23 protein-coding genes are annotated in these 26,012 nt (G+C 35.9%); 4 read left to right on the top strand and 19 right to left on the bottom strand.

Annotation, left to right across the window (positions count from 1 at the left end):
* Window positions 1-45: 45 nt before the first annotated feature.
* Window positions 46-1,758: an acetate--CoA ligase gene (gene acsA / locus ACFCT9_RS04130; RefSeq protein WP_412521123.1), complete on the bottom strand. Its 1,713-nt coding sequence runs from the start codon at window positions 1,756-1,758 to the stop codon at window positions 46-48.
* 212 nt (window positions 1,759-1,970) lie between these two features.
* Here acsA and ACFCT9_RS04135 point away from each other — a divergent pair, with 212 nt between their 5' ends.
* Together ACFCT9_RS04135 and ACFCT9_RS04140 are read left to right on the top strand one after the other, a co-directional pair.
* Window positions 1,971-2,603: a GNAT family N-acetyltransferase gene (locus ACFCT9_RS04135; protein WP_412521125.1), complete on the top strand. Its 633-nt coding sequence runs from the start codon at window positions 1,971-1,973 to the stop codon at window positions 2,601-2,603.
* A 12-nt stretch (window positions 2,604-2,615) separates the two neighbouring features.
* Entirely contained in the window at window positions 2,616-3,770 is a 1,155-nt protein-coding gene (locus ACFCT9_RS04140) for an acetoin utilization protein AcuC (protein WP_412521127.1), read from the top strand.
* Between the two features lie 70 nt (window positions 3,771-3,840).
* Here ACFCT9_RS04140 and ccpA read toward each other — a convergent pair whose 3' ends face one another.
* The 10 genes from ccpA to ACFCT9_RS04190 all read right to left on the bottom strand — a co-directional run bounded on the left by ccpA (window position 3,841) and on the right by ACFCT9_RS04190 (window position 16,044).
* A complete protein-coding gene (gene ccpA, locus ACFCT9_RS04145) occupies window positions 3,841-4,830 on the bottom strand; it encodes a catabolite control protein A (protein ID WP_412521129.1) in 990 nt (329 codons plus the stop codon).
* Window positions 4,831-5,037: 207 nt separating this feature from the next.
* Window positions 5,038-6,129 (bottom strand): bifunctional 3-deoxy-7-phosphoheptulonate synthase/chorismate mutase, encoded by a 1,092-nt coding sequence (locus tag ACFCT9_RS04150; protein WP_412521615.1) that lies wholly within the window; start codon window positions 6,127-6,129, stop codon window positions 5,038-5,040.
* A 238-nt stretch (window positions 6,130-6,367) separates the two neighbouring features.
* Window positions 6,368-7,522 carry a hypothetical protein gene (locus ACFCT9_RS04155; protein WP_412521131.1) on the bottom strand — a complete coding sequence of 385 codons (1,155 nt, stop codon included), beginning with the start codon at window positions 7,520-7,522 and terminating at the stop codon, window positions 6,368-6,370.
* A gap of 135 nt (window positions 7,523-7,657) precedes the next feature.
* Complete coding sequence (locus ACFCT9_RS04160; protein WP_412521133.1) at window positions 7,658-8,098, bottom strand: DUF948 domain-containing protein; 441 nt, start codon at window positions 8,096-8,098, stop codon at window positions 7,658-7,660.
* A gap of 70 nt (window positions 8,099-8,168) precedes the next feature.
* Window positions 8,169-9,482, bottom strand: a complete 1,314-nt coding sequence (gene murC / locus ACFCT9_RS04165; protein ID WP_412521135.1) for a UDP-N-acetylmuramate--L-alanine ligase — start codon at window positions 9,480-9,482, stop codon at window positions 8,169-8,171.
* Between the two features lie 17 nt (window positions 9,483-9,499).
* A complete protein-coding gene (locus ACFCT9_RS04170) occupies window positions 9,500-13,039 on the bottom strand; it encodes a DNA translocase FtsK (RefSeq protein WP_412521137.1) in 3,540 nt (1,179 codons plus the stop codon).
* Window positions 13,040-13,062: 23 nt separating this feature from the next.
* Complete coding sequence (ytpR, locus tag ACFCT9_RS04175) at window positions 13,063-13,662, bottom strand: YtpR family tRNA-binding protein (protein ID WP_412521139.1); 600 nt, start codon at window positions 13,660-13,662, stop codon at window positions 13,063-13,065.
* A 12-nt stretch (window positions 13,663-13,674) separates the two neighbouring features.
* Window positions 13,675-14,541 (bottom strand): DUF1444 domain-containing protein, encoded by an 867-nt coding sequence (locus ACFCT9_RS04180; protein WP_412521141.1) that lies wholly within the window; start codon window positions 14,539-14,541, stop codon window positions 13,675-13,677.
* Window positions 14,542-14,633: 92 nt separating this feature from the next.
* Window positions 14,634-14,942, bottom strand: coding sequence for a thioredoxin family protein (locus ACFCT9_RS04185; protein WP_412521143.1), 309 nt, complete (start codon window positions 14,940-14,942; stop codon window positions 14,634-14,636).
* Window positions 14,943-14,967: 25 nt separating this feature from the next.
* The gene (locus tag ACFCT9_RS04190) at window positions 14,968-16,044 is read right to left on the bottom strand and encodes a M42 family metallopeptidase (protein ID WP_412521145.1); all 1,077 of its coding nucleotides are present in this window, start codon (window positions 16,042-16,044) and stop codon (window positions 14,968-14,970) included.
* Between the two features lie 83 nt (window positions 16,045-16,127).
* Between ACFCT9_RS04190 and ACFCT9_RS04195 the strand changes: the two genes are divergently transcribed.
* Window positions 16,128-16,439 (top strand): hypothetical protein, encoded by a 312-nt coding sequence (locus ACFCT9_RS04195; protein ID WP_412521147.1) that lies wholly within the window; start codon window positions 16,128-16,130, stop codon window positions 16,437-16,439.
* Window positions 16,440-16,522: 83 nt separating this feature from the next.
* On the opposite strand, the gene ACFCT9_RS04200 is transcribed toward ACFCT9_RS04195, so the two are convergent.
* The 8 genes from ACFCT9_RS04200 to ACFCT9_RS04235 all read right to left on the bottom strand — a co-directional run bounded on the left by ACFCT9_RS04200 (window position 16,523) and on the right by ACFCT9_RS04235 (window position 24,401).
* Window positions 16,523-17,353: an MBL fold metallo-hydrolase gene (locus ACFCT9_RS04200; RefSeq protein WP_412521149.1), complete on the bottom strand. Its 831-nt coding sequence runs from the start codon at window positions 17,351-17,353 to the stop codon at window positions 16,523-16,525.
* A gap of 105 nt (window positions 17,354-17,458) precedes the next feature.
* Complete coding sequence (trmB, locus tag ACFCT9_RS04205) at window positions 17,459-18,097, bottom strand: tRNA (guanosine(46)-N7)-methyltransferase TrmB (RefSeq protein ID WP_412521151.1); 639 nt, start codon at window positions 18,095-18,097, stop codon at window positions 17,459-17,461.
* A gap of 13 nt (window positions 18,098-18,110) precedes the next feature.
* Window positions 18,111-18,902: a phosphotransferase family protein gene (locus ACFCT9_RS04210; protein ID WP_023015987.1), complete on the bottom strand. Its 792-nt coding sequence runs from the start codon at window positions 18,900-18,902 to the stop codon at window positions 18,111-18,113.
* Window positions 18,903-19,170: 268 nt separating this feature from the next.
* Window positions 19,171-20,019 carry a D-amino-acid transaminase gene (gene dat, locus ACFCT9_RS04215; protein WP_412521154.1) on the bottom strand — a complete coding sequence of 283 codons (849 nt, stop codon included), beginning with the start codon at window positions 20,017-20,019 and terminating at the stop codon, window positions 19,171-19,173.
* A 2-nt stretch (window positions 20,020-20,021) separates the two neighbouring features.
* Complete coding sequence (pepV, locus tag ACFCT9_RS04220; RefSeq protein ID WP_412521156.1) at window positions 20,022-21,437, bottom strand: dipeptidase PepV; 1,416 nt, start codon at window positions 21,435-21,437, stop codon at window positions 20,022-20,024.
* Between the two features lie 192 nt (window positions 21,438-21,629).
* Window positions 21,630-22,046, bottom strand: a complete 417-nt coding sequence (locus tag ACFCT9_RS04225) for a YtxH domain-containing protein (protein WP_412521158.1) — start codon at window positions 22,044-22,046, stop codon at window positions 21,630-21,632.
* Between the two features lie 25 nt (window positions 22,047-22,071).
* Entirely contained in the window at window positions 22,072-22,767 is a 696-nt protein-coding gene (locus ACFCT9_RS04230; protein WP_412521160.1) for a pseudouridine synthase, read from the bottom strand.
* Window positions 22,767-24,401, bottom strand: coding sequence for a polysaccharide biosynthesis C-terminal domain-containing protein (locus ACFCT9_RS04235; protein WP_412521162.1), 1,635 nt, complete (start codon window positions 24,399-24,401; stop codon window positions 22,767-22,769). The genes ACFCT9_RS04230 and ACFCT9_RS04235 overlap by 1 nt, the downstream gene beginning before the upstream one ends.
* 270 nt (window positions 24,402-24,671) lie before the next feature.
* Here ACFCT9_RS04235 and ACFCT9_RS04240 point away from each other — a divergent pair, with 270 nt between their 5' ends.
* A complete protein-coding gene (locus ACFCT9_RS04240; RefSeq protein ID WP_412521164.1) occupies window positions 24,672-25,928 on the top strand; it encodes an NAD(P)/FAD-dependent oxidoreductase in 1,257 nt (418 codons plus the stop codon).
* The last annotated feature ends 84 nt before the right edge of the window (window positions 25,929-26,012 follow it).

The following is a 26,012-nucleotide window of genomic DNA, read 5'->3' on the forward strand; positions in this document are numbered from 1 at the left end:
ACCGCTTATGTTTTTAATCTATTTTATTGTCTGCTTCAGTACTGATTAGTCTTCCATTGTACTTAAATCACCTTCAGGGAGATCAAGTTCCCAAGCTTTTAACACACGTCTCATAATTTTACCTGAACGTGTCTTAGGTAATTTCTCTTTAAACTCAATCTCTCTCGGTGCAGCATGTGCTGATAAACCATGTTTCACAAACTGTCTGATATCTTCTTTCAATTCATCATCAGCATCATAACCATGATTTAATGCGACGAATGCCTTAATAATTTCACCGCGTACTGGGTCTGGCTTACCAATAACACCTGCTTCAGCAACTGCTGGATGTTCTACTAATTTAGATTCTACTTCAAATGGTCCGACACGTTCACCCGCTGTCATAATGACATCATCGACGCGACCTTGGAACCAGAAGTAACCATCTTCATCTTGGTAAGCTGAGTCTCCTGATACATACCAATCACCGATAAAGTAAGAATCATACTTTTCTGGGTTCTTCCAAATTTTGCGCATCATAGATGGCCACCCTTTTTTAATCGCTAAGTTACCCATACGATTTGGTGGTAATTCATTACCTTGATCATCTACGATAGCCGCTTCAATACCTGGTAATGGTTTACCCATTGAACCTAATTTAACGTCCATTGAAGGATAGTTGACAATCATATGACCGCCAGTTTCAGTCATCCACCATGTATCTAACACCGTATGTTCTAAGACTTCTTTAGCCCACTTAATCACTTCAGGGTTTAATGGTTCACCTACTGAATAGACTTCTCTTAATGATGATAAGTCATATTTTTTCACCACATCATCACCAGCACTCATTAACATACGTAAAGCTGTCGGTGCTGTATACCAAACTGTTACTTTAAACTCTTCAATCATGCCATACCATGCTTCAGGAGAGAAACGTCCGCCAGCGATACAATTTGTGACACCGTTTAACCATGGTGCGAAAATACCGTAAGATGTGCCAGTTACCCAACCTGGGTCTGCTGTACACCAATAAATATCGTCCTCTTGTAAATCAAGTACATATTTCCCTGAGATATAGTGTACAATCATCGCATCTTGAACGTGCAGCACACCTTTAGGTTGTCCTGTAGAACCAGATGTATAGTGTAGGATTAAACCATCTTCGCGGTCTAACCATTCAATATCAAATGTTTCACTTGCATCTTCCATTTCTTTTTGGAAATCTACATATTTATCATCTACACCATCACTATCTACTACAACAATTTTTTCTAAGTTCGGTAACCCTTCTTTAGGAATACGATCTACTAAATCATTCGTAGTGATAATAACTTTTGCATCACTGTTTTCTAAGCGGTCAGCAACTGCTTTTTCCATAAATGCTTCAAATAATGGTCCTACAATCGCACCAATTTTTAAGATTCCGAAGAACGCAAAGTATAATTCTGGCGTTCTTGGCATAAAGATAAAGACACGATCCCCTTTTTCTACGTGTGCTTTGTCTTTTAAAACATTGCCTGCTTTATTAGATAATTGCTGCATTTCTTGGTAAGTATAACTTTCTTTGCGTTTAGCATCTTTGTAGTTTAAGGCCACTTTATCCCCAAGACCATTATCTACATGACGATCAATACACTCATAGGCCATATTGACCTTTCCTGTGTCATACCATGAAAAAGCTTTTTCTACTTCCTTCCAATCAAAGTTCTGATACGTTTCTTCATAGTTCTGAAGGTTATAATTACCTTCTCCCCCTTTATAAATATCAACTTTCATTTGAATTGCCCCCTTTGTTTGAAATCGCTTTCAAAAACTATTATACAAAAATCATTCTAAAGATTCAAAAATTATTGCGATAATTCTGATTTGTGTGTAAATTAATATTAAATCCATTATAATTAGATTGAATACGTGAAATCTTTATTAATTACGTAAAAAAGAAAAATGTACTCACTCATCTAGGAGAATATGGAAAAGGATGTGGCAAGATGGAACATGTCAAAACCTATGTGCAACAAACATATACAAGACACGATACAACATATGTCATTGAAGGACCTGTACCACGTCATCAACTTGAGCAAATGGATTATGATGATGGCTTAGATGCCTTTAGAAGGCCGATTGAACAATTTGAAGCCATTCAAGAAATCAGTGAACTGCCTGAAGGTCGTATTTATGTTTTACGACATGAAAATAAAATTGTAGGCTATGTCACATATCATTATCCAGATCCTTTAGAGCGATGGTCTACTGGCAATTTGCCCTACTTAATTGAACTTGGGGCAATTGAAATTGCGTTACCGCATCGTGGGACTGGATTAGGTAATGAATTGATTAAAATCAGCTTAAGTAAAGATGAATTTGAAGATTATATTGTCTTAACGACTGAATACTATTGGCATTGGGATTTGAAAAACTCTAAATTAGACGTCTATGAATATAAAAAATTAATGCAAAAAATGATGTCGCATGGGGGATTAGAGATTTTCGCAACAGATGATCCTGAAATCACAGGACATCCAGCAAACTGTTTAATGGCAAGAATCGGCAAGCGTATAACATTAGACCAAATGGAGGCGTTTGATGATATTCGTTTTATGAACCGCTTCTTCTACTAAAGGGGAGATTTTATGAGTCAAAATCAAAAACAAACGGGGTATGTCTATTCCAATCAATTAATGCGCTATCGGTTTAGTGATGAACATCCATTTAACCAAATGCGCCTTAAATTGACGACTGAATTATTAATTGATGCTGGTTTACTCAGCTCAAATCAAATCATCACACCTAGAATTGCGACAGATGAAGAACTAACCTTAATTCATTCTTATGATTATGTCAATGCGATTAAACACGCCTCTCGAGGAATTTTAAGTGAGGTAGAATCTAAAAAATATGGGTTTGCGAACGAAGATACTTCACAATTTAAACATATGCATCAACATAGTGCACGTATTGTCGGCGGTGCGTTAAAACTTGCGGATATGATTGTGCAAGGTGAAGTAAAAAATGGCTGTCATTTAGGCGGAGGTTTGCATCATGCCTTGCCAGGACGTGCTAATGGCTTTTGTATCTATAATGATATCGCCATTACCGCTAAATATTTATCAGAGCGTTATAACATGAAAGTGATGATTATAGATACCGATGCGCATCATGGGGATGGTGTACAATGGAGTTTCTATACACAAAATGAAATACTGAATTACTCCATTCATGAAACAGGCAAATTTTTATTTCCAGGTTCAGGCCATTATACAGAACGTGGGAAAGAACAAGGTTTCAGCTACTCAGTCAATGTACCGCTTGAACCTTATACAGAAGACGATTCGTATATCGACTGTTTTAAACGTACCGTCACACCCGTAGTGAAATCATTTAAGCCAGATATCATCTTGAGTGTACATGGCGTTGATATCCACTACTTAGATCCACTTACACATATGAACTGCACACTCGATTCACTCTATGCGATTCCCTACTATATCAAGGCACTTGCTGATGAATATACAGATGGCAAAGTGATGATGTTTGGCGGCGGAGGTTATAATATTTGGCGTGTAGTCCCAAGAGCATGGAGTCACGTTTTCTTAAGTCTGATGGACATCCCCATTCAACATGGTGATTTACCTAAAGATTGGATAGAAAAATGGAAAACTTATGCGCCAACGGATTTACCGACGACTTGGGAAGATAAACGTTTAGATTATATGGAAATTCCACGTACCGCTGAAATTACTGCTAAAAATTTAAAACATGCCAACCAAGTCGCAAGTTGGTTCTAATATAAAGGCATTAAAAAAGTCTGGGAGAAAGTAATCATGCTTTCTTCCAGACTTTTTAAATAGATTCACTTTATTTCGTCGTACCGCGGTACTCAATACGATATGGTAAAATTACCGTTGAATCTTCAATCGTTTCATTATTCATATATTTTGTTAATAGACGCATGCCTACTGCACCGATGTCATAAAGCGGTTGAATCACACTTGAAAGTTGAGGACGAACCATTTCAACTAAACGCGTATTATTAAAGCTGACAATTTGTAAATCAGATGGAATATTAACATTTGCATCTTCAGCAGCGTGAACAATACCAATAGCTTGTTCGTCACTGATTGATAATATTGCATCTGGTTGATGTGCTTTAATTTCTTCAAAAGCTTTAATTCCATCGCGATATGTTTCTTTACCTCTTAACGTCAACTGATCATCTAAAGCTAAACCATGTGATGCGAGCGTATCTTTTAAGCTTGATAACACATCATTTTCAGCTTTTTCAGAGTTGTTGCCGCCTACAAAGGCAAAACGTTTTGCGCCTGAATGAATCAAATGATTGGTCACTTCTTCTGCGGCTTGTTTATAGTCGATATTTACAGATGCGACAGTATTATCATCATCACTTGTGCCTGATACCACTACAGGTACAGAAGAGTTTTCAATTAAACTTTCTAATTCTGCATCTAACGTACCACCCAAGAAAATAATACCATCTACTTGTTTGCTGAGTAGATTGTTAAAGATTTCCTTAGCTTTTTCTAAATCATTATCAGAGTTAGAAATAATTGAATGATATTTATACATCGTTGCAATATCTTCTAACCCTCGTGCGAGTTGAGAATAGTATACATTGGAGATATCTGGAATAATAACCCCGACTGTAGTTGTTTTTTTACTTGCTAACCCACGTGCAACAGCATTAGGTCTGTAGTTAAGCTTTTTGATGACTGCATTTACTTTATCTCTAGTTTCCGGTTTGACATTTTGATTGCCATTTACCACACGAGAAACAGTTGCCATGGAAACACGCGCTTCTCTTGCAACATCATAAATAGTAACGGTCATAATATCACCCTTTCTGAAAGCGTTTCAAACACTATTATAGTAAGTTTTCATAACATTTTCAAAGTGTACCATAATTTGTCACAAACTCAAAACAATTTTTTCTGATGTCACTGTTTTGTCACACATAGACTGTTCCGAAAAACAGAAAAAGCCCTTTAAATCAAAGCTTTTACACTTTGATTTAAAAGGCTGTTTATTAGCAATTAATTAGCGTAATTGTTTGCTGTCGTACATATCAGCAAGTGGTTTCAACTCATTATAGAATTGATTGAATTGTTCAATATCCATTTGTTGTGCACTGTCGCTTAAGGCAACTGCTGGATCCGGATGTACTTCTGCCATAACACCATCAGCACCTACCGCTAGCGCTGCTTTTGCTGTTGGAAGCATAATATCTTTTCTTCCTGTACTGTGCGTAACGTCAACCATTACTGGTAAATGCGTACCTTGTTTAAGGATAGGCACTGCAGAAATGTCTAACGTATTACGTGTTGCTTTTTCGTATGTTCTAATACCGCGTTCACATAAAATAATATTTTGGTTACCTTGTGAAGCAATGTATTCAGCTGCAAAAATGAATTCTTCAATTGTTGCTGATAAACCACGTTTTAATAAAATTGGTTTATTCGTACGTCCTGCTTCTTTCAATAATTCGAAGTTTTGCATGTTACGTGCACCAATTTGGAATACATCTAAGTATTCATCTGCTAATTCTAAATCAGCTGGTGTTACAATTTCACTTACTACATTTAAGTTATATTTATCTTTAACATTTTTAAGGATTTTCAAGCCTTCTAAGCCTAAACCTTGGAAGTCATAAGGTGACGTACGTGGTTTGAATGCCCCACCACGAATGAATTTTAAACCTTTGCTTTGTAGGTCTTGTGCCACAGCATCAACTTGTTCTTGTGATTCAACTGAACATGGGCCAAAGATGAATGACTTATTGCCATCACCGATCACACCGCCATTTTCAAAACGCACAATTGTATCTTCAGCTTTTAATTTTCTTGAAACAATCAAATGTTTTTCGTGTTCTGATTTTTGTAAGTCAGTGGATGCTTTAAAAATTTCTTTGAATAATTGTTTAATTACATTATCGTTAAATGGACCATTATTTTTTTCGATTAAAGCATTTAACATCACTTTTTCACGTTCAGGATCATAAACTTTAGTACCTTGTTTACGTTTTTCATCCCCAATTTTTTGCGCTAACTTACCACGCTCTACAAGTAAGTCTAAAATCTTTTCATTAATGTCTTGAATTTCATTTCTGTATTGTTCTAACTTGTTCATTATTTGGTCACCTCTATGTAATTATTTTGCATCCAATTTGTCACGCTTTAAAGCGTTAAATATATTGAATTTAACAGTTATTCTAGCAAGAACTTTATCATTAATCAAGGGGAAAAGCGAAATAAATTGCATGTTTTTAGATTATTAGTAATTTTCTCACAATTCCTTAACTAGATTGTAACTAAAAATAAAAAAGAAAATCAACCTCAAAAAGAATAAGGTTGATTTCTTTTAGGTACAATTAGTCATTGAATGTTTTCTTTTCAATTTTCTTTTTAGTTGTTTCGCCTTTTGGTTGTGCTTTTGTGTTATTTGATGATGTTTTCTTAGTTGTTACACTTGGTTTCTTTGATGATTTGTTTGCAGCTGATTTTGTCGTTTTAGTTGTTGTTTTTTGTGTTGTTGTTTTGCTACCTTTTGCTGCTGGTTTTTGTGTTGTAGTTTTTGTTGTTTTTGTCGCATCTTTTGGAGAAGTTGCTTTAGCTGTCTTCTTAGTTGTAGATGCTGTTTGTTTTGGTGTGTTTGTAGTCTTCGTAGTTTCAGTTTTTGTTGTTTTTGTATCATTTACAGTTTTAGATTCTACTTTACCTGATGCTTCTGGTACTTTATGTGCTTCAGAATGATTTGCAGTTGCTTTATCATGAGAAATCACACCTTTGTCGAATGATGCTTTCTCATGTGTTTGTGCAGTGCGTTTTTCTGCATCTGCAGGTTTTGCTGCTTTTGCGTCAGCTGCTTTTTTACTGCCTGCTGCTGTTGCTGCAGCAACTGTAACTAAAACTGGCACTGTTTTAAAACCACTTGATTTAACAGGTTCAGCTTTAAATAATTCTGCCACTTTAGCCGCAACAGTATTATCATTTTCGATTAATTTTGCTTTTTCTTTAGCTGCTAATGCATTACCTGAAGCTGTGAATTCATGGAAAGGCACTGTATCAGGTTGTGATGATTTTAAAGGATTATCATCTGTTTGTGCCGCTTGAGCTTCTGGTGAAACATTTGCTAAGTCATGTGCTGATGCTTCATTACGAATCGCTTCTTTTTGTGCGCGTAATGCTTTTGGATCAGTTTCTTGCTCATCATTGTTGAATTTTTGTTTCACATCAGATTTAAGCTGTTGTACTTTATCTTTAATATCTTGAATTTGACTTTGCGCATTGGCTTTTAGCGCATCTGTTTGTGCAGATACTTTTTCTTTCACTGATGGTTTTTGCTCTTTAGCTGGTTGATTTTGTTGTGCAAGTTGTTTACGTTTTTTCACTTGATTAATAATGAAACCACCTGCTGTACCGATAAATACACCGGCAATAAACCCATAAACGAAATCTTTACGTACAGTATCAGACATTGCTTCTACTTCGTAAATTTCTAATTTAGCTTCATCGTTCTTTCTCATGTATTTGCCTCCTATAAAGTAAAAGCACTTAAACAAAGTTGATTCAACCTCATTTAAGTGCAGTTAGTACGTCTTATAAATGATAATGTAGCCTACAGATGAGGTATACAGCTCAAGTTGAACTGCATTAAACCATTAGCGTCTGTAGTTTGCACTTTCTCTACGTTCTTTTCTATATTGCCATTTATCAGCAATTTCCATCGCAACGTTTGACCATTGGATGACTTGTGAAATTTTGTCTTCGTTTTGAGAAATATTATGTGCAATTGAGTTAGTTACTCGGTCAACTGATCCATCTAAATCTTGGATAGAATCACCGATACCTTTTACTCCGTCAACTACAGAATTTAAGCGGTCCACTTTATCTTGAATATCTTCAGTTAAGCGGTTTGCTTTATGAAGTAAATCTGTTGATTCTCTTGTAATCCCTTGAATTTGTCCTTCAATTCCATCAAGAGTTTTAGCCACGTAGTCTAAGTTTTTCTTAACAGATAAAAGAACAACTACAATGCCGATTACTAATACTAAAAATGCTATAGCTGCAATTAGACCTGCTATAGGTAAAATCCAGTCCATTAAAAACGCCTCCTAAATTGCTTATGTCTTATTTTTACTTAATACCCATACATATTTTAACATAAACATATTAAAATTCATTTGTTACGCCATGATTGTCTAAATAGGCACGTTCAATTTTTTGAATATCCCCTGCACCCATAAATAAAATCACAGCATCTGTATATGATTTTAATACATTTACATTTTCTTCACTAATTAATTGTGCACCTGGAATGCGATCAATTAAATCTTGAATGGTTAAACTGCCTTCATGTTCACGAATTGAACCAAAAATATCACATAAGAAGACACGATCAGCTTTATTCAAGCTTTCGGCAAACTCATTCAAGAATGCTTTAGTTCTAGAATAAGTATGCGGTTGAAAGACAGCGATTACCTCTTTATGTGGGTATTTTTTACGTGCTGTCTCAATTGTAGCATTAATTTCGCGCGGATGGTGAGCATAATCGTCCACAATTACTTGATTATGCACTTTTGTTTCATTAAATCTACGTTTTACACCGCCGAATGTTTCTAATGCTTCTTTAATATTTTCAACATCTAAACCTTCTAAATGGCAGACCATAATAACCGCAAGTGTATTTAAAATATTATGATTTCCATATTGCGGTGATAAGAAATGTTCAAAGAATTTACCATCAATGTATACATCAAATGATGTACCATGTTCTGTAATTTGAAGATTGTCTGCATAGATATCTTCATTTTTTTCTAATCCATAGTAATACACAGGAACATCGGCTTTAATTTTTCTTAAATGGTCATCTTTACCCCATGCGATAATTGCTTTTTTGACATTATGTGCCATTTCTTGGAATGCACTTGTAACATCATCTATATCTTTAAAGTAATCCGGATGATCAAAATCAATATTAGTCATAATCGCATAATCAGGATGATAACTTAAAAAGTGACGTCTATATTCACATGCTTCAAATGCAAAATATTCACTTTGAGGAATACCTAAACCTGTACCATCACCAATTAAGAAAGAAGTTCTTTTATCTCCATTCATTACATGTGATAAAAGGCCTGTTGTAGATGTTTTGCCGTGTGCGCCTGTTACCGCTACAGAAGTATACTGCTCAATAACATGGCCTAAGAATGTTGGATAATCAATGATTTCCAATCCTAATTCTTTCGCGCGGACAATTTCTTCATGTGTATCTGAAAAAGCATTACCTTGAATCACAACCATGCCTTTTTGAATGTTATCTGGGTTAAATGGCAAAATTTTAACCCCTTTATTTCTTAATGCTTCTTCTGTAAACACATATTGTTCGATGTCGGAGCCCTGAACTTCATGACCTAAATCGTGCATGATTTGAGCCAATGAACTCATACCAGAGCCTTTAATTCCGACAAAATGATAGTGTGTCATACTTAACTCCTTCTTTCTTATTCCTCATTTATTTCAGCTGCAGTTAAATAAACTTCCCTTGGTTTCGAACCATTCGAACCTGAAATATAACCCAACGCTTCAAGTTGGTCAACAATGCGTGCAGCTCTATTGTAACCAATTTGGAAATGACGTTGTATTGAAGATGTTGAAATGTGGCCTTCTGACACCATGAATCTGCATACATCATCAAACAACTCATCTTTTGGCTGTTCTTTTGTTTGTTTCAACAATTCCTTCTCTTCAAATAAATATTCCGGTTCTCGTTGTGCCTTAATAAAGTCTACGACTTCATCGATTTCTTCATCAGACACAAAGCTGCCTTGAACACGAATTGGTTTATTCATACCATTACCAAGATACAACATATCACCGTATCCAAGTAAGCGTTCAGCACCGCCACTATCTAATATAGTTCTTGAATCCACACTAGATGATACCATAAATGCGATACGAGTTGGAATATTCGCTTTGATTAATCCTGTAATAACATTAACTGATGGGCGTTGTGTCGCAACTAGCATATGGATTCCGCATGCACGTGCTTTTTGTGCAATTCTAGCAATTGATTGTTCAACGTCTTGCGGTGCCATCATCATTAAGTCCGCAAGTTCATCAATCACTATAACGATTTTAGGTAAACGTTGCTCATACGAAGCCTTTTTATTGAATGCTGTAATATTACGTACATGATATTGTGCAAACAATTTATAACGTCTTTCCATTTCATCAACAGCCCATTTTAAACTTTGTGTAGCCGCTTTAACATCTGTAATTACTGGTGATACAAGATGTGGCAAACCATTATATGGCGCTAATTCAACCATTTTCGGATCAATTAGCAAGAGTTTCAACTCTTCAGGGTGATTTTTATATAAGAGTGAAAGTAAAATACTGTTGATACAAACTGATTTACCTGAACCTGTTGCCCCTGCAATCAGTGCGTGTGGTGTCTTCGCAATATCCATTAATAGCGGTTCATTATTAATGCGATTACCCATCGCGACTGTTAATTTAGATTCCGCATTTTTAAACTGCGAACTTTCAATAATCGATTTTAGGTTCACTTTAGTGGGTGATACATTCGGTACTTCTATCCCCACTAAACTTGTTCCTGGAATCGGTGCTTCAATTCGAATGTCTTTTGCGGCTAAAGCCATTTTCAAGTCATCGTGCAATGCTGTAATTCTTGAAACTTTCACACCTTTTTCAACCGATAATTCAAAGCGTGTCACACTTGGTCCTTCAGTAACATTTTTAACCTCAGCTGGTACATTGAAGTAATAAAATGCATCATTGAGTTCTTCTTTTTTCTCATCTATCCATTCCTGGTCAACTTCATGCACTTCTGGCTCATCTAATAAATCTAGACTCGGCAACTTCAAGTTAGGGCCCTTACGAATTCCTTCATGATGTGCTTGAACAGGTCCTTTATTTACGTTCACAGGCTGTTGCGTTAGTTCTTGTGTTTGACTCTGTGTTGGTTTTCCCGTTTGTACACGCGTTGTAATATGACCTTGTTCAACAGTGGGTTCATCTGAAGCTTTTGTTTCATGATTTATTGATGACGGTTCACTTTGCGTTTGAGTTGATCTTTCAGGCTGTGCCACGTAATTTGTTTCAGAAACTGATGTTTCATCCTCCGTATTGTTAGTCGCTTGAGCTGCTTGACGTTTCTTCGCATCCATCATACGACGCTTATCAGAAGGTGTCATCATCACATTGAAAGGCTTAGCCCCTTTTCGAATTGGACGAGACACTTTCGGTTGTTCAGATTTACTTTCTTCTGATTCAGCTTTGTTATCTTCTGAAACTTCATCATGTTGTTCAGATGTTGAAACTGTCTCTTCTGCCTCTTCAATTGTTCCAAGTGTCTCATCAACTTCATCTATATGTGATTCTTCTTGTTTAACTGCATGTGCTTCTTCAACTGATTTTGGCTGGTCTGGTTTCAACTGAGGTTCAAGACTTGATTTTTCTGCTTCTTTCTCTTGTTCTACCTTGTCTTCATGTGCCTCATCCTGTTGTGCTGCTTCAGGTTCTGTTTCTTTATGTTCTGGTGTTAATACAGGTTCATAAATACCTTCAGACGCTTCTTTTTGTGTTTCAGATGGATTTTGAACATCTTCTGTAGCTTGTGTGGGTTCAGATTCTAATTCTTCTTCTGATTCCTGAACTTCTTCTGTATGTTCAATCTCTTCAGACACTTGTGGTTGTTCTTCATGTTCACTTTCAACAGGTGTCTCTTCATCTGCTACTTCAGTATATTGTGCTTCTGAAACTTCTGGTAATGGTTCTGTCGTTTGTGGTTCTTCTACTGGTTCAGTATGTTGTTCATCTGATTCAATTTGATGTGCTTCGTCTGAAACATCTTCAACCACTTTTACGTCTTGCTCATCAATTTGTTGAACATTTTGAACTTTATTTAAGTCTACTTCTTCATAATCAAAATCATCCTGTGGGTGACTTGTTTCTTCTGAAGTGTCGGAATGTAATTGCTCATAATTTGTTTCTGTTGTTTCTTCTGCTTCTTGATCAGAAGTTTTGGCTTCTTTTTCTTTTTCAAAGCCATTTTCTTGGAAAACTGGATCTTCAACGTATTGTTTTGCTTGTTCAGCATACATTTCATCAATCGCTTTTTGAATAGAGCTGACATCTTCTTGTTCACGTTTTTGTTGAAGTGCTTCTTTGAATTTTTTGCGTTGCAATACTTTTCGTTCGCGTTCGCGTCGAATTTCTTCTACAATTTGCGAAGCATAAATATTATTAATATTAATTGTATTATCTGCTTTAGAATAATTAGGTGTTTGTTTTACTTGATGTTCTGATGATTTATTCGTCGTTTGTTCAGGATTAGTCTGAACTTCTTCTGATTCACCTTTTTCAATTTCTTGCGTATTTGAAGTTTGCTTACGCATACCATTTAATGGATCTGTAGGTATTTTTTCTTGTTTTTGTTTCGGTTCTTCAGTACTTTTATTTGAACGTTGAATGACACCATTTTCTAAAGGATGACGCTTCTTCGTACCGAAAATTGCTGAAGGGACTTCTTCAGCTTTAAATTCACCGCTTTTATAATAAATATCTTTCGTATCATAACGTGTTGAATAATTTTGAACACGTCTATTATGGTTTTCTTTTTTGTTAGGTTGGTCAGTAGTACGCTCTTTTGGTTCTGACTGCTTACGTGTATGACGTGAAGAACGAAATGATGGTGCATCATCGTCATAGAAAGTACGTCTTCTTCTATGACGGCGTTCTGATTTTTGGTACGAAGGTGTTTCAACAAATTCTTCTGACTCATAGGTTGGTTCAGAATGATTGGATTCTGAATCTGATTCTGCTTGTTGATCAGAATCATTCACATGAAGTGGAAATCTGAAATTACCTTTTGGACGTTCGTAAATATCATTATTTTCTGGTAGTAATGCATGACGACGACGTTCTTTTTCTTCTAATTTTTGTCTGCGTTGACTATATTTTCTTTGATAAACTTCTTCGTCATCATCATCACTAAACAATTTGTCAAACCAGTTCATAATGTCACTTCCTTCCAATCATTTTATTCTTCGAAAAATGGTTGTCCTGTTTGGTAATCATCTGATAATACCATAATGCCTTTTTCTTGTGGCGCATTCGGTAAGTTTAATTCTTTCATTGAGCAAACCATACCACTTGAAGGCACACCGCGTAATTCAGCATCTTTAATTACCATACCGCTCGGCATTACCGCACCTACTTTAGCGACAACTACTTTTTGATCCGCTTCAACATTTGGTGCACCACACACAATTTGTAGTGTTTCACTGCCCACATCCACTTGTAGAATGCTTAATTTATCCGCATTAGGATGTTTCTCTTTCGTTTTAACGTAACCCACTACAAATTTTGGTGATAAGTCAGAATCTAATTGGTCTTCAATACCAGATTCATTTAGCACCTTTTGTAAGCTGTCTACCAATTCTGGTGTCAATTTAATATATCCATTACCTTCGATTGGTAAATGTTTAGATGCATTGAAGATATTGTATCCTACAGCTTTATCATCTAACGTAATTCTCACTACGTCACCATGTGTTGTATAATTGAATTCTCCTTCAGCAGGTTCTACTTGTAAGAAAGCTACATCTCCGACACCGTTTAAGTTGTAAAATAAATTCATTCTCTATTCACCTTATTTCTTATCATTTTTATTTTGATTTTTAACTGCACTTAATTCTTGAACTACGTTCGGACTCTTGTCTTTTTTCTCTTTATTATTCTTGGCTAAGATAAAGATTGGTTCTAAGTGTCCGCTGTCGTATCCAAATGATAGTGATGTAATTGGAACAAGTCCTTTGGTAAAGAATTCCATTGTTAAATGGGCCATCACATCATAGCCTGTTTTATTTCTGATGTCAGCTACAATCAAGACATCTTGATGCGGTACAGCTACAAGCATTTCACCTTCACACTTTTCTTCGAATGTGTTTAAGAAAGGTGTATTTAAAATTCTGCTTGCATCATATCCGTCATTGGTATTAATAAAATAGAACAGATTGCCTTTTACTTCATCTGTTTTATATGGATTATCTAATTTTCTAATATTGAATAATGCCATCTCTTTTATTTGTTGTGCAGTGATATTTAATTGTTTAAGCATAGATTCATCAATTAATCGATATGATTTTCCTAAATCTAATGCATAATAGATATTCGTTTCTGCCGTATGTTTATCAATCACAAACGGATGACCTTCTTTAGTCTCTTTATCAAAACTTGCTGCACGCATAACAGGCATTACTTTGATGTTCTCCATTTCTTGTAATGCATCATCACTCATTTGACGAATTGTTTCATTGACATAGTAAACAATTTCATCAACAATTTTTTCTTGTTGATCATTATATTTTGCGACGATGGGTGTTAATCTAATTGTTACACCTTTACCATTATCTTTACGTGCAATGCGCAAGGTATCTTCTTCTCTATTAAATGTAAAGTTAACATCTAAATGATTTAAACGTTCTTTTAGTTTATCTCTCATTTGAAAGACATTCATATTAACACTCCTAATTACATACCTTTTTATAGTTTACCGTAAAAATACCCTTAGGAACAGAAAAAATGTGAATTTCCTAAGGGTATTTTTATTTAAATATTCGAAATAAATTCGCTGATTTGTTCAATCGTTTTTCTGTCTTTGCTGACATAACTTCCGACTTGCTCGCCTTTCTCGTAAACTAAGAAGCTTGGAATTCCCATTATGCCTAAGTCTGCAGCTAAATCAATGAATTGGTCGCGATCTACTGATACAAATGTATAGTCAGGATGCTTTTCTTCTAATTCCGGCAGTCTTGGTGCGATAAAACGACAATCAACACACCAATCTGCTGTAAACATAAATACTGTTTTACCTTCTTTAAGTTGTTCAAATGCTTCTACTGATTCTAATTGTTTCATTTATATCCACTTCTTTCTTCTATTTTTATGAGTATTGTAAATGCGCAATGACTTCGTCATCTAAACCTAAAATAGACGCTTCTAACAACGCTCTTGCTGAATAATAATCTCTAATATCAAAGACTGAATCTGAACTATGAATATAACGTGCACAAACACCTATAACAGCTGTTGGGATACCAATATTGGCTTTATGAATCTCTCCCCCATCAGTACCGCCTGGTGAGATATAGTATTGCGTATTAATATCATGTTGATTAGCTTGATCTAATAAATAATCTCTAAAGGCTGGTTTAAGTATCATTGTTCCATCTTTAATACGAATTAATGTTCCGCCACCGAGCTTACCTGAAAGTTGCTGTACACCTTTCATATCATTAGCCGGAGAACAATCGACCACAAATGCGATATCTGGATTAATCTGTTCTGCAGCTGCACGTGCCCCTCTTAAACCGACTTCTTCTTGAACATTTGCACCTACATATAAATCAACATCTAATTCTTTGTCTTTAAATAATTTTAAAATTTCAATCGCCAATAAACAACCATAACGATTATCCCATGCTTTACCCGCATAGCGATGTTCAGATAATTGGATTAACTCAGTATCTGGAACAATAGAATCTCCTATTTCTACACCGCGTGCTCTGACTTCATCTGCAGAATCACTTCCAATATCTAACATCAAATCTTTAATTTGCGGTTGGCCTTCATTGCCTGTTCTGAAATGTTTAGGGATACTAGCAACTACACCTGTAATGATTGCTTGTTCTCTTGTTTTAACTTTTAAACGTTGGCCTTGCCAAATATCAGCAGCAACTCCGCCTAAATTCGTAAAATGCAACATCCCGTTAGATGTAATGTCCGTCACCATGAATCCTACTTCATCCATATGGGCTGCCACCATTACTTTTTTAGCATTCTCTTTTTTAGATTTTTTCACTGCGTAAAAGCCGCCCATACGATTGTAAATAAAGTCATCAGCGTAGGGCTCCATTTCTTTCTTTATGTACGTTTTTAAATCTTGTTCAAAACCTGGTGCACCATGAAATTCTGTTAAAGCTTTAATATGTTTTAATGTTTCATTTTTCGCAATTTCCATTGTTCATCACTCCTTAATAATTCATTATCTTCCTCATGTTATGGTAGAATGTTCTTATAACGTAAGTGGAGGTATAAATTGAGATGTCTCGAAGAAAAATTTTGTTATTGATAGTATTACCAATTACAGTTTTATTGAGTAGTTTACTAGCTTACCTCACATTTTTAGGCACTAAAAAGTATAACCCTCAAAAGCTAATCGAAGAAGTGAAAAGCTACTTTATGAACGTGACAGGGTCATACATTGTCTCAGAACCTCAACCATTCGAACAAGACGGTATTCATTATGAGATATATCGCGGTGGTGTTACGACTAAAAACCACGGTAAAGTCAGCAATTATGAATTTATCGCCGATGCGACAAATGGTAAAATCATTAACATAAAAGAAGTTTAATGATATTGGTATGCATACTTAATTCTAACAATGTTTCCATTTAACGGAAGCATTGTTTTTTTTGTGCCTTTTATTCGTTTGATTTACTGATTTCTCTTGATTTCAGCTTTAATTGAATGATCTTCTTTATCAAATTGCAGTGCAAAATATGTCGCATCATGATAAAACAAGAACCAATAACCTTGCATAATCAGCCAAGGCATCCATCTTTCCTTCTCTCTGATTGATTGCATCGGATAGTCATCATAAGATGTGACCCATAGCGGATTCATATGTGCGTGCGAAGGGAAAATATCTGCCATATGTACCGCTTTTTCTCCTTCACTTTCAATGGTAACAATACTATGGCCATAGCTATGGCCGCCTGTATGATACATATGAATACCAGGTAAAACCTCGATGTCATCCTCAAATAAAATCAAACGGTTTTGATAATCTCCTAAATTCAGCTTTGGCCAATACGTAGCCTGACTGCGTAGATTAGGTGCTAAAAATTCATGCCATTCATCTTGTTGAATGTAATGAACTGCATTAGAAAAAGTCGCATGTCCCTCTAAATCAGAAATGCCAGATGCATGATCATAATGCATATGTGTCATAAGAACAATATCTATATCATCTGGAGTTAAGCCGAATTGTTGTAAACCTTCTTCAATCAATCCCTCGTTATCAACACCGAAATTACGCTTTTGCTTATCTGTAAGTTTACCCTTACCTAAACCGGTATCAATCAGGATATTGTGTGTTCCTGTTTGAACTAAAATCGGTGATACACTCATCGGTACTTGGTTTTTATCATTTGCGGGAATCTTTCTATCCCATAAAGGTTTGGGCACAGGACCAAACATTGTACCGCCATCCATATGTGTCATTCCACCGTTCAAACCATGAATTTCAAATTTTCCTAGCTTCAAAAGTCTCACCCTAACGTTCTAATATATAATCTAAGTATAGGTTGATATATACATATTTTCAAACTTTAACAACGTAAAAAAACTGCATTCGATTGAATGCAGTGATTAATGATGAAACTTTGCTTCCATACGGTAAATACGTGAACCTTTGTCCGCAAACTTTCTTTCGTATTCAGTTTCAATATTATCTTCATCATCTTCATCATGAAGGTTTAAATTTATTTTAGTAAAATACATACCGAATTGAGACATACTTTCTAAACTATATGCGAATAAACCTCGATTATCTGTTTTGAAATGGATTTCTCCCTCTGCTTTCAAAATCGTTTTATATAATTCAAGGAACGTATGGTAAGTTAATCTTCTTTTCGCATGTCGCTTTTTGGGCCATGGATCAGAAAAGTTTAAATAAACACGATCAATTTCGCCTGGTTTAAAGTAATCGGTTAATTCCATTGCATCATTACAAATCAATTTGATATTCTGCAAATCTTTTTCCAACACTTTATCTAACACACGAATCATCACGTTTTTGTCTCTTTCTAAAGAGACAAAGTTAACTTCTGGATGTTGTGCAGCAAGTTCTGTGATAAATTGTCCCATTCCAGAACCTACTTCAATATAAATCGGTTGTGATTTATCGAACCATGATGACATCTCACCAGCATGCGTTCCATCCATATCTACAACAGTATTATGTTTACGCAAATAATCCTCTGCCCAAGGTTTATTTCTTAATCTCATTTGCTTATTCTCCTCAAATAAATACGTTGCTGTTCATCACTTCATTTAAAAATTTCAGCCATATATTCATATCTTTATAACGTTTTTGTTCTTCAGACCACTCTACAAGACCAATCGCTTGAATAACGGTATACCACTTCATTCTTTTACTTAAATCTAATGATTCCTTGCAACCATATTTCTCAAGCCATTCTGACCATTCATTTTGAGGAACGTAATTGTAAAGCAGCATTCCGATATCGATGGCAGGATCTGCTAACATTGCACCTTCCCAGTCGACTAAATATAATTCATCACGATCAGAAAGTAACCAATTATTATGATTTACATCTCCATGAACGACTGTATAAAAGCGAGGGTCCAAATGAGGTTTATGCTCTTCAAGATACGTCAAGGCTTTTCTAACTACATGATGAGTCAGAACCTGTCTGGAAAGCGAGGTATTGATTTTATTGTAAAGAATATCTGGCGTGATTGGCTCCATTTCCATACGCTTCAACATTGTCAGCAATGTTTTTGAGCTATGGATTTTTTTCAATAACTTAGCCACTCTTGTCTGAGTCATTTCTTCGAAAGTCAATTCTCTGCCATTTTTCCAATGTTGCGCTGTGACAACTTCCCCTGTTTCTATTCGTTTTGTCCAAACTAATTTGGGGACAATACCTTCAGCTGATAATGCAGCTATAAATGGATTTGAGTTTCTTTTCAAAAATAGCTTTTGACCATCTTGTTCGGCCATATATGCCTCACCGGATGCACCCCCAGCAGAATCTAAAGTCCATCCTAACTGATAGAACTGCTCCAACACGTTCACCTCGCTTTCAATTAGAAAATGGCTCTAGAAGTGTATTTCAAGAGCCATATTTTATATTTCTTTAACAAAAGTATAATACTTTTACGTCCTTAGCACTCATTGTTAATTTTATAATTTTTGACCTTGGTTTTCAACCAAAAATGAGAAACAAAAAGACACATTTTACTTTCTAACATGCTATTGAAAACTATTAAATTTTCAGCAGCGACAAAATAAAATTATAACACATATTCAAGGTAAGTTGGAGAAAATCTCGCAATTAATGACTTTCTTCAATTTTTTGTTCGAAGCCTTTTTGTAATTGGCGCGTAATCGGTCCGACTTCACCGTTGCCGACCGCTTCTCCATCCAATTTAACCACAGGCATTACTTCTACAGATGTACTAGATACAATGATCTCATCTGCTTGTTTTAAGAAGTCTACAGTAAATGTTTCTTCTTTAAATGGAATCTCTTGTTCTTCAGCCACAGCTTTAATCACACGTCTTGTAATTCCATTTAAAATAAAGTCATCTGTTGGATGTGTATAAATCACGCCGTCTTTTATCGCATACACGTTACTTGAAGCACCTTCAGTAACTGTTTCTCCACGATGTTGAATCGCTTCATCTGCATTATATTTCACAGCGTATTCTTTTGCTAAGACATTACCTAGCAGATTTAAACTTTTAATATCACATCTCAACCAACGGATATCTTCGACAGTCACTGCATTGATACCATTTTCGAGTTTTTCAACAGGTCTGCCATAGCTTCTTGAAAATGCCATCATTTGAGTTTTAACTTCTGGACCAGGGAATGCATGATCGCGAGGTGCAGCACCACGTGTCACTTGGATATATATCCCGCCATTTTCAATTTGGTTTTCTTCCGCAAGCGCTTGTACTTTTTCAGTTAATGATTCTACAGTTTCGTCTAAATCAATATTTAACTCAGACGCACTGCGTAAGAATCTTTCAAAATGTTCTTTTACAGTAAAGAGCTTTTTATCATAAATGCGGATATATTCATAGATACCATCACCGAAGTTATATCCTCTGTCATTGTATGGTACATTTGCATCCTGTTCTTCTACAAATTGGCCGTTCAAAAATACCTTGTTTGTCATACTCATTCCTCCACACATAATGCGTATAGCGCTTCTAAATAAATGCTAGTAGCATTGAATAGTTGTTTTTTCGTAATATATTCGTTTCTTTGATGCATTAAGTCCTCTGAGTCGCTGAACATTGCTCCGAATGCTACGCCTTTATCTAGATTACGTGCATAAGTACCTCCACCAATTGTGTAAGGCTCAGTCATATCACCTGTTTGATTACGATAAGCTTGAACTAATGATTGAACAAAAGGATCTTCTTTGTCGACATAGTGCGGACGTTGCACTTTGCCTAGTTTAAGTTCAAATCCTAAATCATTCACTTCATGTTTAAAGCCTTCAATAGCTTCATCAAATTCAAATCCCTCTGGGTAACGTAAGTTTACACCGAATTTGCCGCCTTCAGCTAATGTATATGAAATAATACCGATGTTTGTTGTTAAGTCTCCCATTTTATCAGTATGGAATTTCATACCCATTTTTTCGCCGAAGTGTGATTCAAATAAATAACGTTCACTTAAATCAACAAATTTAGCTGCTTGTGCATCTAATTCTAGTCCACGTAGGAAGTGAAGTAGGAATAAACCAGCATTTAATCCAATAGATGGATCCATACCATGTACCGCTTTACCTTTTAAACGTAAAACGAGACTGTCGCCTTCTAGTTCACTATTACCTACTAATTCATGCGCTTCTAAATATTGTTGGTAACGTTCTGTCACTTCTGAATTGCTTGATTTAACTTTAAGATGTGCCACAGCTTCATCTGGTACCATGTTATAACGTTGACCAGATTCAAATGCTGTAAGTGTTACGTCTGCATTTGAATCTTCAATACCTTTAGCTTCACCTTGTAATTCAATATCGAATGTTGTGATACCTTTTTCACCATGAATTGCCGGGAATTCTGCATCAGGTGCGAATCCTAATTCTGGCATTTCTTCAGTTTTAAAGTAACGGTCAACACAAGTCCAATCAGACTCTTCATCTGTACCGATAATAATATGCACACGTTTTTTCCAGTCCACATTCATCTCGTTTAAGATTTTAACCGCATAATATGCTGCGATTGTAGGACCTTTGTCATCTAATGTTCCACGTGCAATTATCGCATCTTCAGTTACAGTCGGTTCAAACGGCGGTGTATCCCAGCCTTCCCCTGCAGGTACAACATCGACATGACATAAAATGCCGAATAAGTCTTCACCTTGTCCTGCTTCAATTCTGCCTGCAACATGATCGACATCGTGGACATTAAATCCGTCACGTTCTGCAATTTGATACATATAATCAAGCGCAGCTCTTGGACCTGGACCTAGCGGTGCATCAGGTGTAGCTTTGCTGTCATCTCTGACACTCTCAATTGAAAGTAAGCCGTTTAAATCAGCAATAATTTGATCTTGATATTCTTGCACTTTTTCTTTCCACATTCGTGATCAACTTCCTTCTCAATTTTTAGTTCACTCTATATTTTACCCTAACTGTTTCTTAAACAACAGTAGGAACCCCCTTAATTTTCTGACTAAATCTTGAAACGTTGTCACCACAGTCACTTAAGGAAAAATTTTTTGTACAAAAAAATACCTTAGCTGTTAACTAAGGCATTGAAAGTTCGAAAGTTATTATTTTGTATCGTTTGAACCTTTATTTTCATTTTGTTTTAAATCTTCTTCAGTCACAATTCTGATATTGTTTTGTGCTTCATCAGATTGTTTAACATCATCTAATGTTGGTGATGCTGCATCTTCTGAATTTGAGAAACGTTCTTTTTGTTCTTGTAAGAAACCTTTAGGGTCTTGTTTTACTTTTTCAGCATAACCTTTAGGATCTTGTTTTACTTCGTTAAAAGTTTCAGTTGCTTTAGATGCAACTTGGTTTGCTAAATCTTTAGCATTTTCTTTATATGTTTCTGGATTTTCTTTGTATTTATCATATTCTTGTTTAAGACGGTCTCTGCTGTCTTTTCTTGATAAAATTACTGCTGCAGTTGCTGCACCAATACCTAATACCGCTTTTAAAAAGTTACTTGATTTTGCCATAATAATCACCTTGTCCTTTAAGAAATTAATTTTTTACTAGCTCTAATTCTGCCTCAGTTAAAGTACGATATGCACCTTTAGACAGATTTTCATCTAGTTTTAAACTTCCGATTTGTACTCGCTTTAATTTAGTTACCTCATTTTCTATCGCATGAAACATCCTTTTTACTTGATGGTAACGTCCTTCTTGAATTGTTACGTACACAACCCTTGGATTTTCCGTTATTTCAAGCTTGGCTGGTTTAACAGGTCCATCTGATAATTCAATACCTTGTTCAAACTTTTGTACATCTTCATTTGAAACTGGATGTGCTGCTTCCACGCGATATACTTTAGATACATGTTTATTTGGACTCATGACGTCATGGTTAAATTGACCATCATTTGTTATCAATAATAATCCCTCTGTATCTTTATCAAGACGTCCAACCGGAAAAATGTCCAAATACTGGTAGTCTTCAATTAATCCGATAACCGTCATATGTTCTGCATCTTCTACCGCAGATACATAGCCTTCTGGTTTATTAAGCATCAGATAAATTTTATCAATGTAGCGAATCAGTTCTCCATTGACTGTAATTTCATCTGAATTCGGATCAATTTGTCGTTTGCTTTGCTTTTCTTTCTTATTGTTTACTTCAACCGCATTCTGCTTAAGCAATTGTTTTACCTCACTGCGTGTACCAACACCCATGTTCGATAAAAATTTATCTAATCGCATTATGAGATTCTCAACTTTCTACGTAATTTGCTTGGTAATTCACCTAAGAATTGGTCTGCAAGTCTTGTTTTAAGTGTAATACCGCCATACACAACCATGCCGACAACAACACCTACAATTAAGATGATGAGACTGCCAAGTTTTGTTTGCGGCGACACAATAAATTGCATACCCCAATACGCAAGTTCTACACAAATCATCATGATAAAGCCATAGATAAAGATTTTCGTAAACTGTATCCAAGTTTCAGTAAATGTAAACTTCGCATACTTTTTCAAAATATAGAAGTTACAAATGTTGGCAAATAATAAGGCGATACCTGTACTTAATACTGCACCTGCTGTATGGAATGCTACGATTAACGGGAAGTTTAATACAATTTTAACTACGACTGCAGCTAAGATAACAAAGACGGTTAATTTCTGTTTATCAATGCCTTGCAGCATTGATGCTGTAATACTTAATAATGAAATCAACATAGCTACTGGTGCGTAGAAGAATAATAAACGACTGCCGTCAAAGTTACTGCTGTAGAACACTGTATACAATGGTGCTGCTAAAGCCATAATACCTAAACTTGCTGGAACTGTGATAAACATCAATACACCTAATGACGTTCTGATTTGGCGATGCATTTCTGTTAATTCGCCAGACTCATACGTCTTAGTAATATATGGGATTAAGCTGATTGCGAAACCAGCTGCTAATGACGTTGGAATCATCACAATTTTATTTGTTGTCATATTCAAGATTGTAAAGAAGTAATCGTGTAATTGCTGCGGTACACCAGCGATTCCTAACGCATTGTTATGCGTTAATTGGTCTACAATATTGAATAATGGGAAGTTTAAGCTCACAATAACAAACGGAATACTATAAGAAATAATTTCCTTATACATTTTTGTATACGGTACATCTAAACCTGTTGTGTCAGAGGCGACCATTTTATCAATATGCGGTTTACGCTTACGCCAGTAATACCAAAGCGTAAAGATGCCGACGATGGCACCGATAGCTGCCGCAAATGTCGCAACACCGTTCGCCATTAATACTGTTCCGCCCATCACATGTAAAACGACATAACTGCCGCCTAAAATGAAAATAATACGCGCAACTTGTTCAGTTACTTCAGAAACAGCTGTAGGTCCCATAGATTTAAATCCTTGGAATACCCCGCGCCATGTCGCAAGCAACGGTATGAAGATAACTACTGTACTGATAATTCGAATGATCCATGTAATATCTTCAACTGTCCAGCCGCCTTCAATATTTGATTTATGCGCAAGCGTCACATTGGCAATCAATGGTGATAATGCATATAAAATAATAAAACCGATGATACCGCTGATTGACATCACGATGAAACTTGATCGATATAATTTTTGACTGACATGATACGCACCAATCGCATTATACTTTGCTACATATTTAGATGCAGCCAATGGTACACCTGCAGTTGCTACCGCAATCGCAATGTTATAAGGTGCATATGCATAGTTGAACGGGGCCAAGTTTTCTTCTCCTCCGATAATCGCATAAAACGGAATGATGAATAATACACCAAGTATTTTAGTTATTAAAATACTTACCGTTAGAAGAAAGGTCCCTCTTACTAATTCTTGACTTTCATTCATTACAATCTTCCTATCTCAAAATAATTTTAATCTTATCCTACTACCAACAATTGTCAGCAGTTACTTTTTTTCATTAGTATTATAGCTTAAAATAGTGTTAACAGGAAAGATAATATAAATAATTTCACAACAGTGTCAGACAAATTGATATCTGACAAAGCTAAACAAACAAATGACTCACCTAAGCTTTCACAATAACCTAAATACAATAAAGAAATCAAATTTAAAGGAGGTAAGCGCGCAAATTCATTTTAAGCGCGTACCGATTATATGTATCAATCGATTATCATCGGCGGCGGACCGAGCGGTTTAATGTCCGCAGCTGCCGCAAGTCAAAACAAACAAAAAGTCTTATTAATAGAAAAGAAAAAAGGACTCGGCAGAAAATTAAAAATTTCTGGCGGTGGACGATGCAATGTGACCAATCGTCTCCCTTACGACGAAATTATTCGTCATATTCCAGGTAATGGAAAATTTCTCTACAGCCCTTTTTCCGTCTTTGACAATGAATCTATTATTGCGTTCTTTGAATCACGTGGTGTGAAACTAAAAGAAGAAGATCATGGCAGAATGTTTCCAGTATCTAATCGTGCGCAAGATGTCGTAGACACTTTAGTCCAAGAGTTGATTAATAATAAAGTAGAAATCAAAGAAGAAACTGCAGTGAAACATATTCAACAAGATGAAGCTGGCCATTTTATTGTCACTGACCAAAACGATCAAGTTTATCATTCTAAAACAGTAGTAATCGCGACTGGCGGTACGAGTGTCCCGCAAACAGGTTCAACAGGAGATGGATATACCTTCGCAAAAGCCTTAGGCCATTCGATTACAGAACTTTTCCCTACCGAAGTCCCAATCACTTCAAAAGAACCTTTTATTATCCGTAAAACTTTAAAGGGATTAAGTTTAAAAGATGTTTCGTTATCGGTGTTAAGAAAGAATGGTAAACCTCGTATTACACATCGCATGGATATGATTTTCACACATTTTGGCATCAGTGGTCCCGCAGCATTACGCTGTAGCCAATTCGTGTATAAAGAACAAAAATCACAAAAGAAACAGGAAATTCAAATGCAATTAGATGTCTATCCTGATGAAAAAGAAAATGAAGTACAAGCTCGCATTAAATCTTTGATTAAAGATACTCCAGATAAACTTGTCAAAAATAGTTTGCGCGGCATCATCGAAGAACGCTATCTCAACTTTATTTTAGAACAAGCCGATGTGTCTGAAGAAACGACGGGTCATCATATTTCTAACCAACAAATTCTTACACTCGCGCAACTGTTTAAAGGCTTCACATTTACAGTCAATGGTACATTACCGATTGAAAAAGCCTTTGTGACTGGCGGCGGTGTATCAATCAAAGAAATTGAACCCCATACCATGATGTCAAAAATTACTCCTGGACTCTTTTTATGCGGAGAAGTATTGGATATCCATGGTTATACAGGCGGTTATAATATTACGAGTGCGTTAGTAACCGGCCGTGTTTCAGGTATCAACGCCGGACAATTTGAATAATATACAGCTAAAAATTTAATAAGACGACAAAAAAGCCGAAACCGTTTCGTATATTTACGAACCGTTTCGGCTTTTTCTATCTGA

The sequence above is a fragment of the Staphylococcus simulans genome (assembly GCF_047037175.1).
GTDB lineage: Bacteria > Bacillota > Bacilli > Staphylococcales > Staphylococcaceae > Staphylococcus > Staphylococcus simulans_C.

Excerpts from the sequence above, each read along its gene's own strand:
- ACFCT9_RS04195 (WP_412521147.1), top strand. The coding sequence starts at position 16,128 with ATGTCTCGAAGAAAAATTTTGTTATTGATAGTATTACCAATTACAGTT.
- dat (WP_412521154.1), bottom strand. The coding sequence starts at position 20,019 with ATGACAAACAAGGTATTTTTGAACGGCCAATTTGTAGAAGAACAGGAT.
- ACFCT9_RS04170 (WP_412521137.1), bottom strand. The coding sequence starts at position 13,039 with ATGAACTGGTTTGACAAATTGTTTAGTGATGATGATGACGAAGAAGTT.
- ACFCT9_RS04180 (WP_412521141.1), bottom strand. The coding sequence starts at position 14,541 with ATGAATGTCTTTCAAATGAGAGATAAACTAAAAGAACGTTTAAATCAT.
- ACFCT9_RS04225 (WP_412521158.1), bottom strand. The coding sequence starts at position 22,046 with ATGGCAAAATCAAGTAACTTTTTAAAAGCGGTATTAGGTATTGGTGCA.
- acsA (WP_412521123.1), bottom strand. The coding sequence starts at position 1,758 with ATGAAAGTTGATATTTATAAAGGGGGAGAAGGTAATTATAACCTTCAG.
- murC (WP_412521135.1), bottom strand. The coding sequence starts at position 9,482 with ATGACACACTATCATTTTGTCGGAATTAAAGGCTCTGGTATGAGTTCA.
- pepV (WP_412521156.1), bottom strand. The coding sequence starts at position 21,437 with ATGTGGAAAGAAAAAGTGCAAGAATATCAAGATCAAATTATTGCTGAT.
- ACFCT9_RS04240 (WP_412521164.1), top strand. The coding sequence starts at position 24,672 with ATGTATCAATCGATTATCATCGGCGGCGGACCGAGCGGTTTAATGTCC.
- ACFCT9_RS04230 (WP_412521160.1), bottom strand. The coding sequence starts at position 22,767 with ATGCGATTAGATAAATTTTTATCGAACATGGGTGTTGGTACACGCAGT.
- ACFCT9_RS04155 (WP_412521131.1), bottom strand. The coding sequence starts at position 7,522 with ATGAGAAAGAACGATGAAGCTAAATTAGAAATTTACGAAGTAGAAGCA.
- ACFCT9_RS04185 (WP_412521143.1), bottom strand. The coding sequence starts at position 14,942 with ATGAAACAATTAGAATCAGTAGAAGCATTTGAACAACTTAAAGAAGGT.
- trmB (WP_412521151.1), bottom strand. The coding sequence starts at position 18,097 with ATGAGATTAAGAAATAAACCTTGGGCAGAGGATTATTTGCGTAAACAT.
- ytpR (WP_412521139.1), bottom strand. The coding sequence starts at position 13,662 with ATGAATTTATTTTACAACTTAAACGGTGTCGGAGATGTAGCTTTCTTA.
- ACFCT9_RS04190 (WP_412521145.1), bottom strand. The coding sequence starts at position 16,044 with ATGGAAATTGCGAAAAATGAAACATTAAAACATATTAAAGCTTTAACA.
- ccpA (WP_412521129.1), bottom strand. The coding sequence starts at position 4,830 with ATGACCGTTACTATTTATGATGTTGCAAGAGAAGCGCGTGTTTCCATG.
- ACFCT9_RS04235 (WP_412521162.1), bottom strand. The coding sequence starts at position 24,401 with ATGAATGAAAGTCAAGAATTAGTAAGAGGGACCTTTCTTCTAACGGTA.
- ACFCT9_RS04135 (WP_412521125.1), top strand. The coding sequence starts at position 1,971 with ATGGAACATGTCAAAACCTATGTGCAACAAACATATACAAGACACGAT.
- ACFCT9_RS04160 (WP_412521133.1), bottom strand. The coding sequence starts at position 8,098 with ATGGACTGGATTTTACCTATAGCAGGTCTAATTGCAGCTATAGCATTT.
- ACFCT9_RS04140 (WP_412521127.1), top strand. The coding sequence starts at position 2,616 with ATGAGTCAAAATCAAAAACAAACGGGGTATGTCTATTCCAATCAATTA.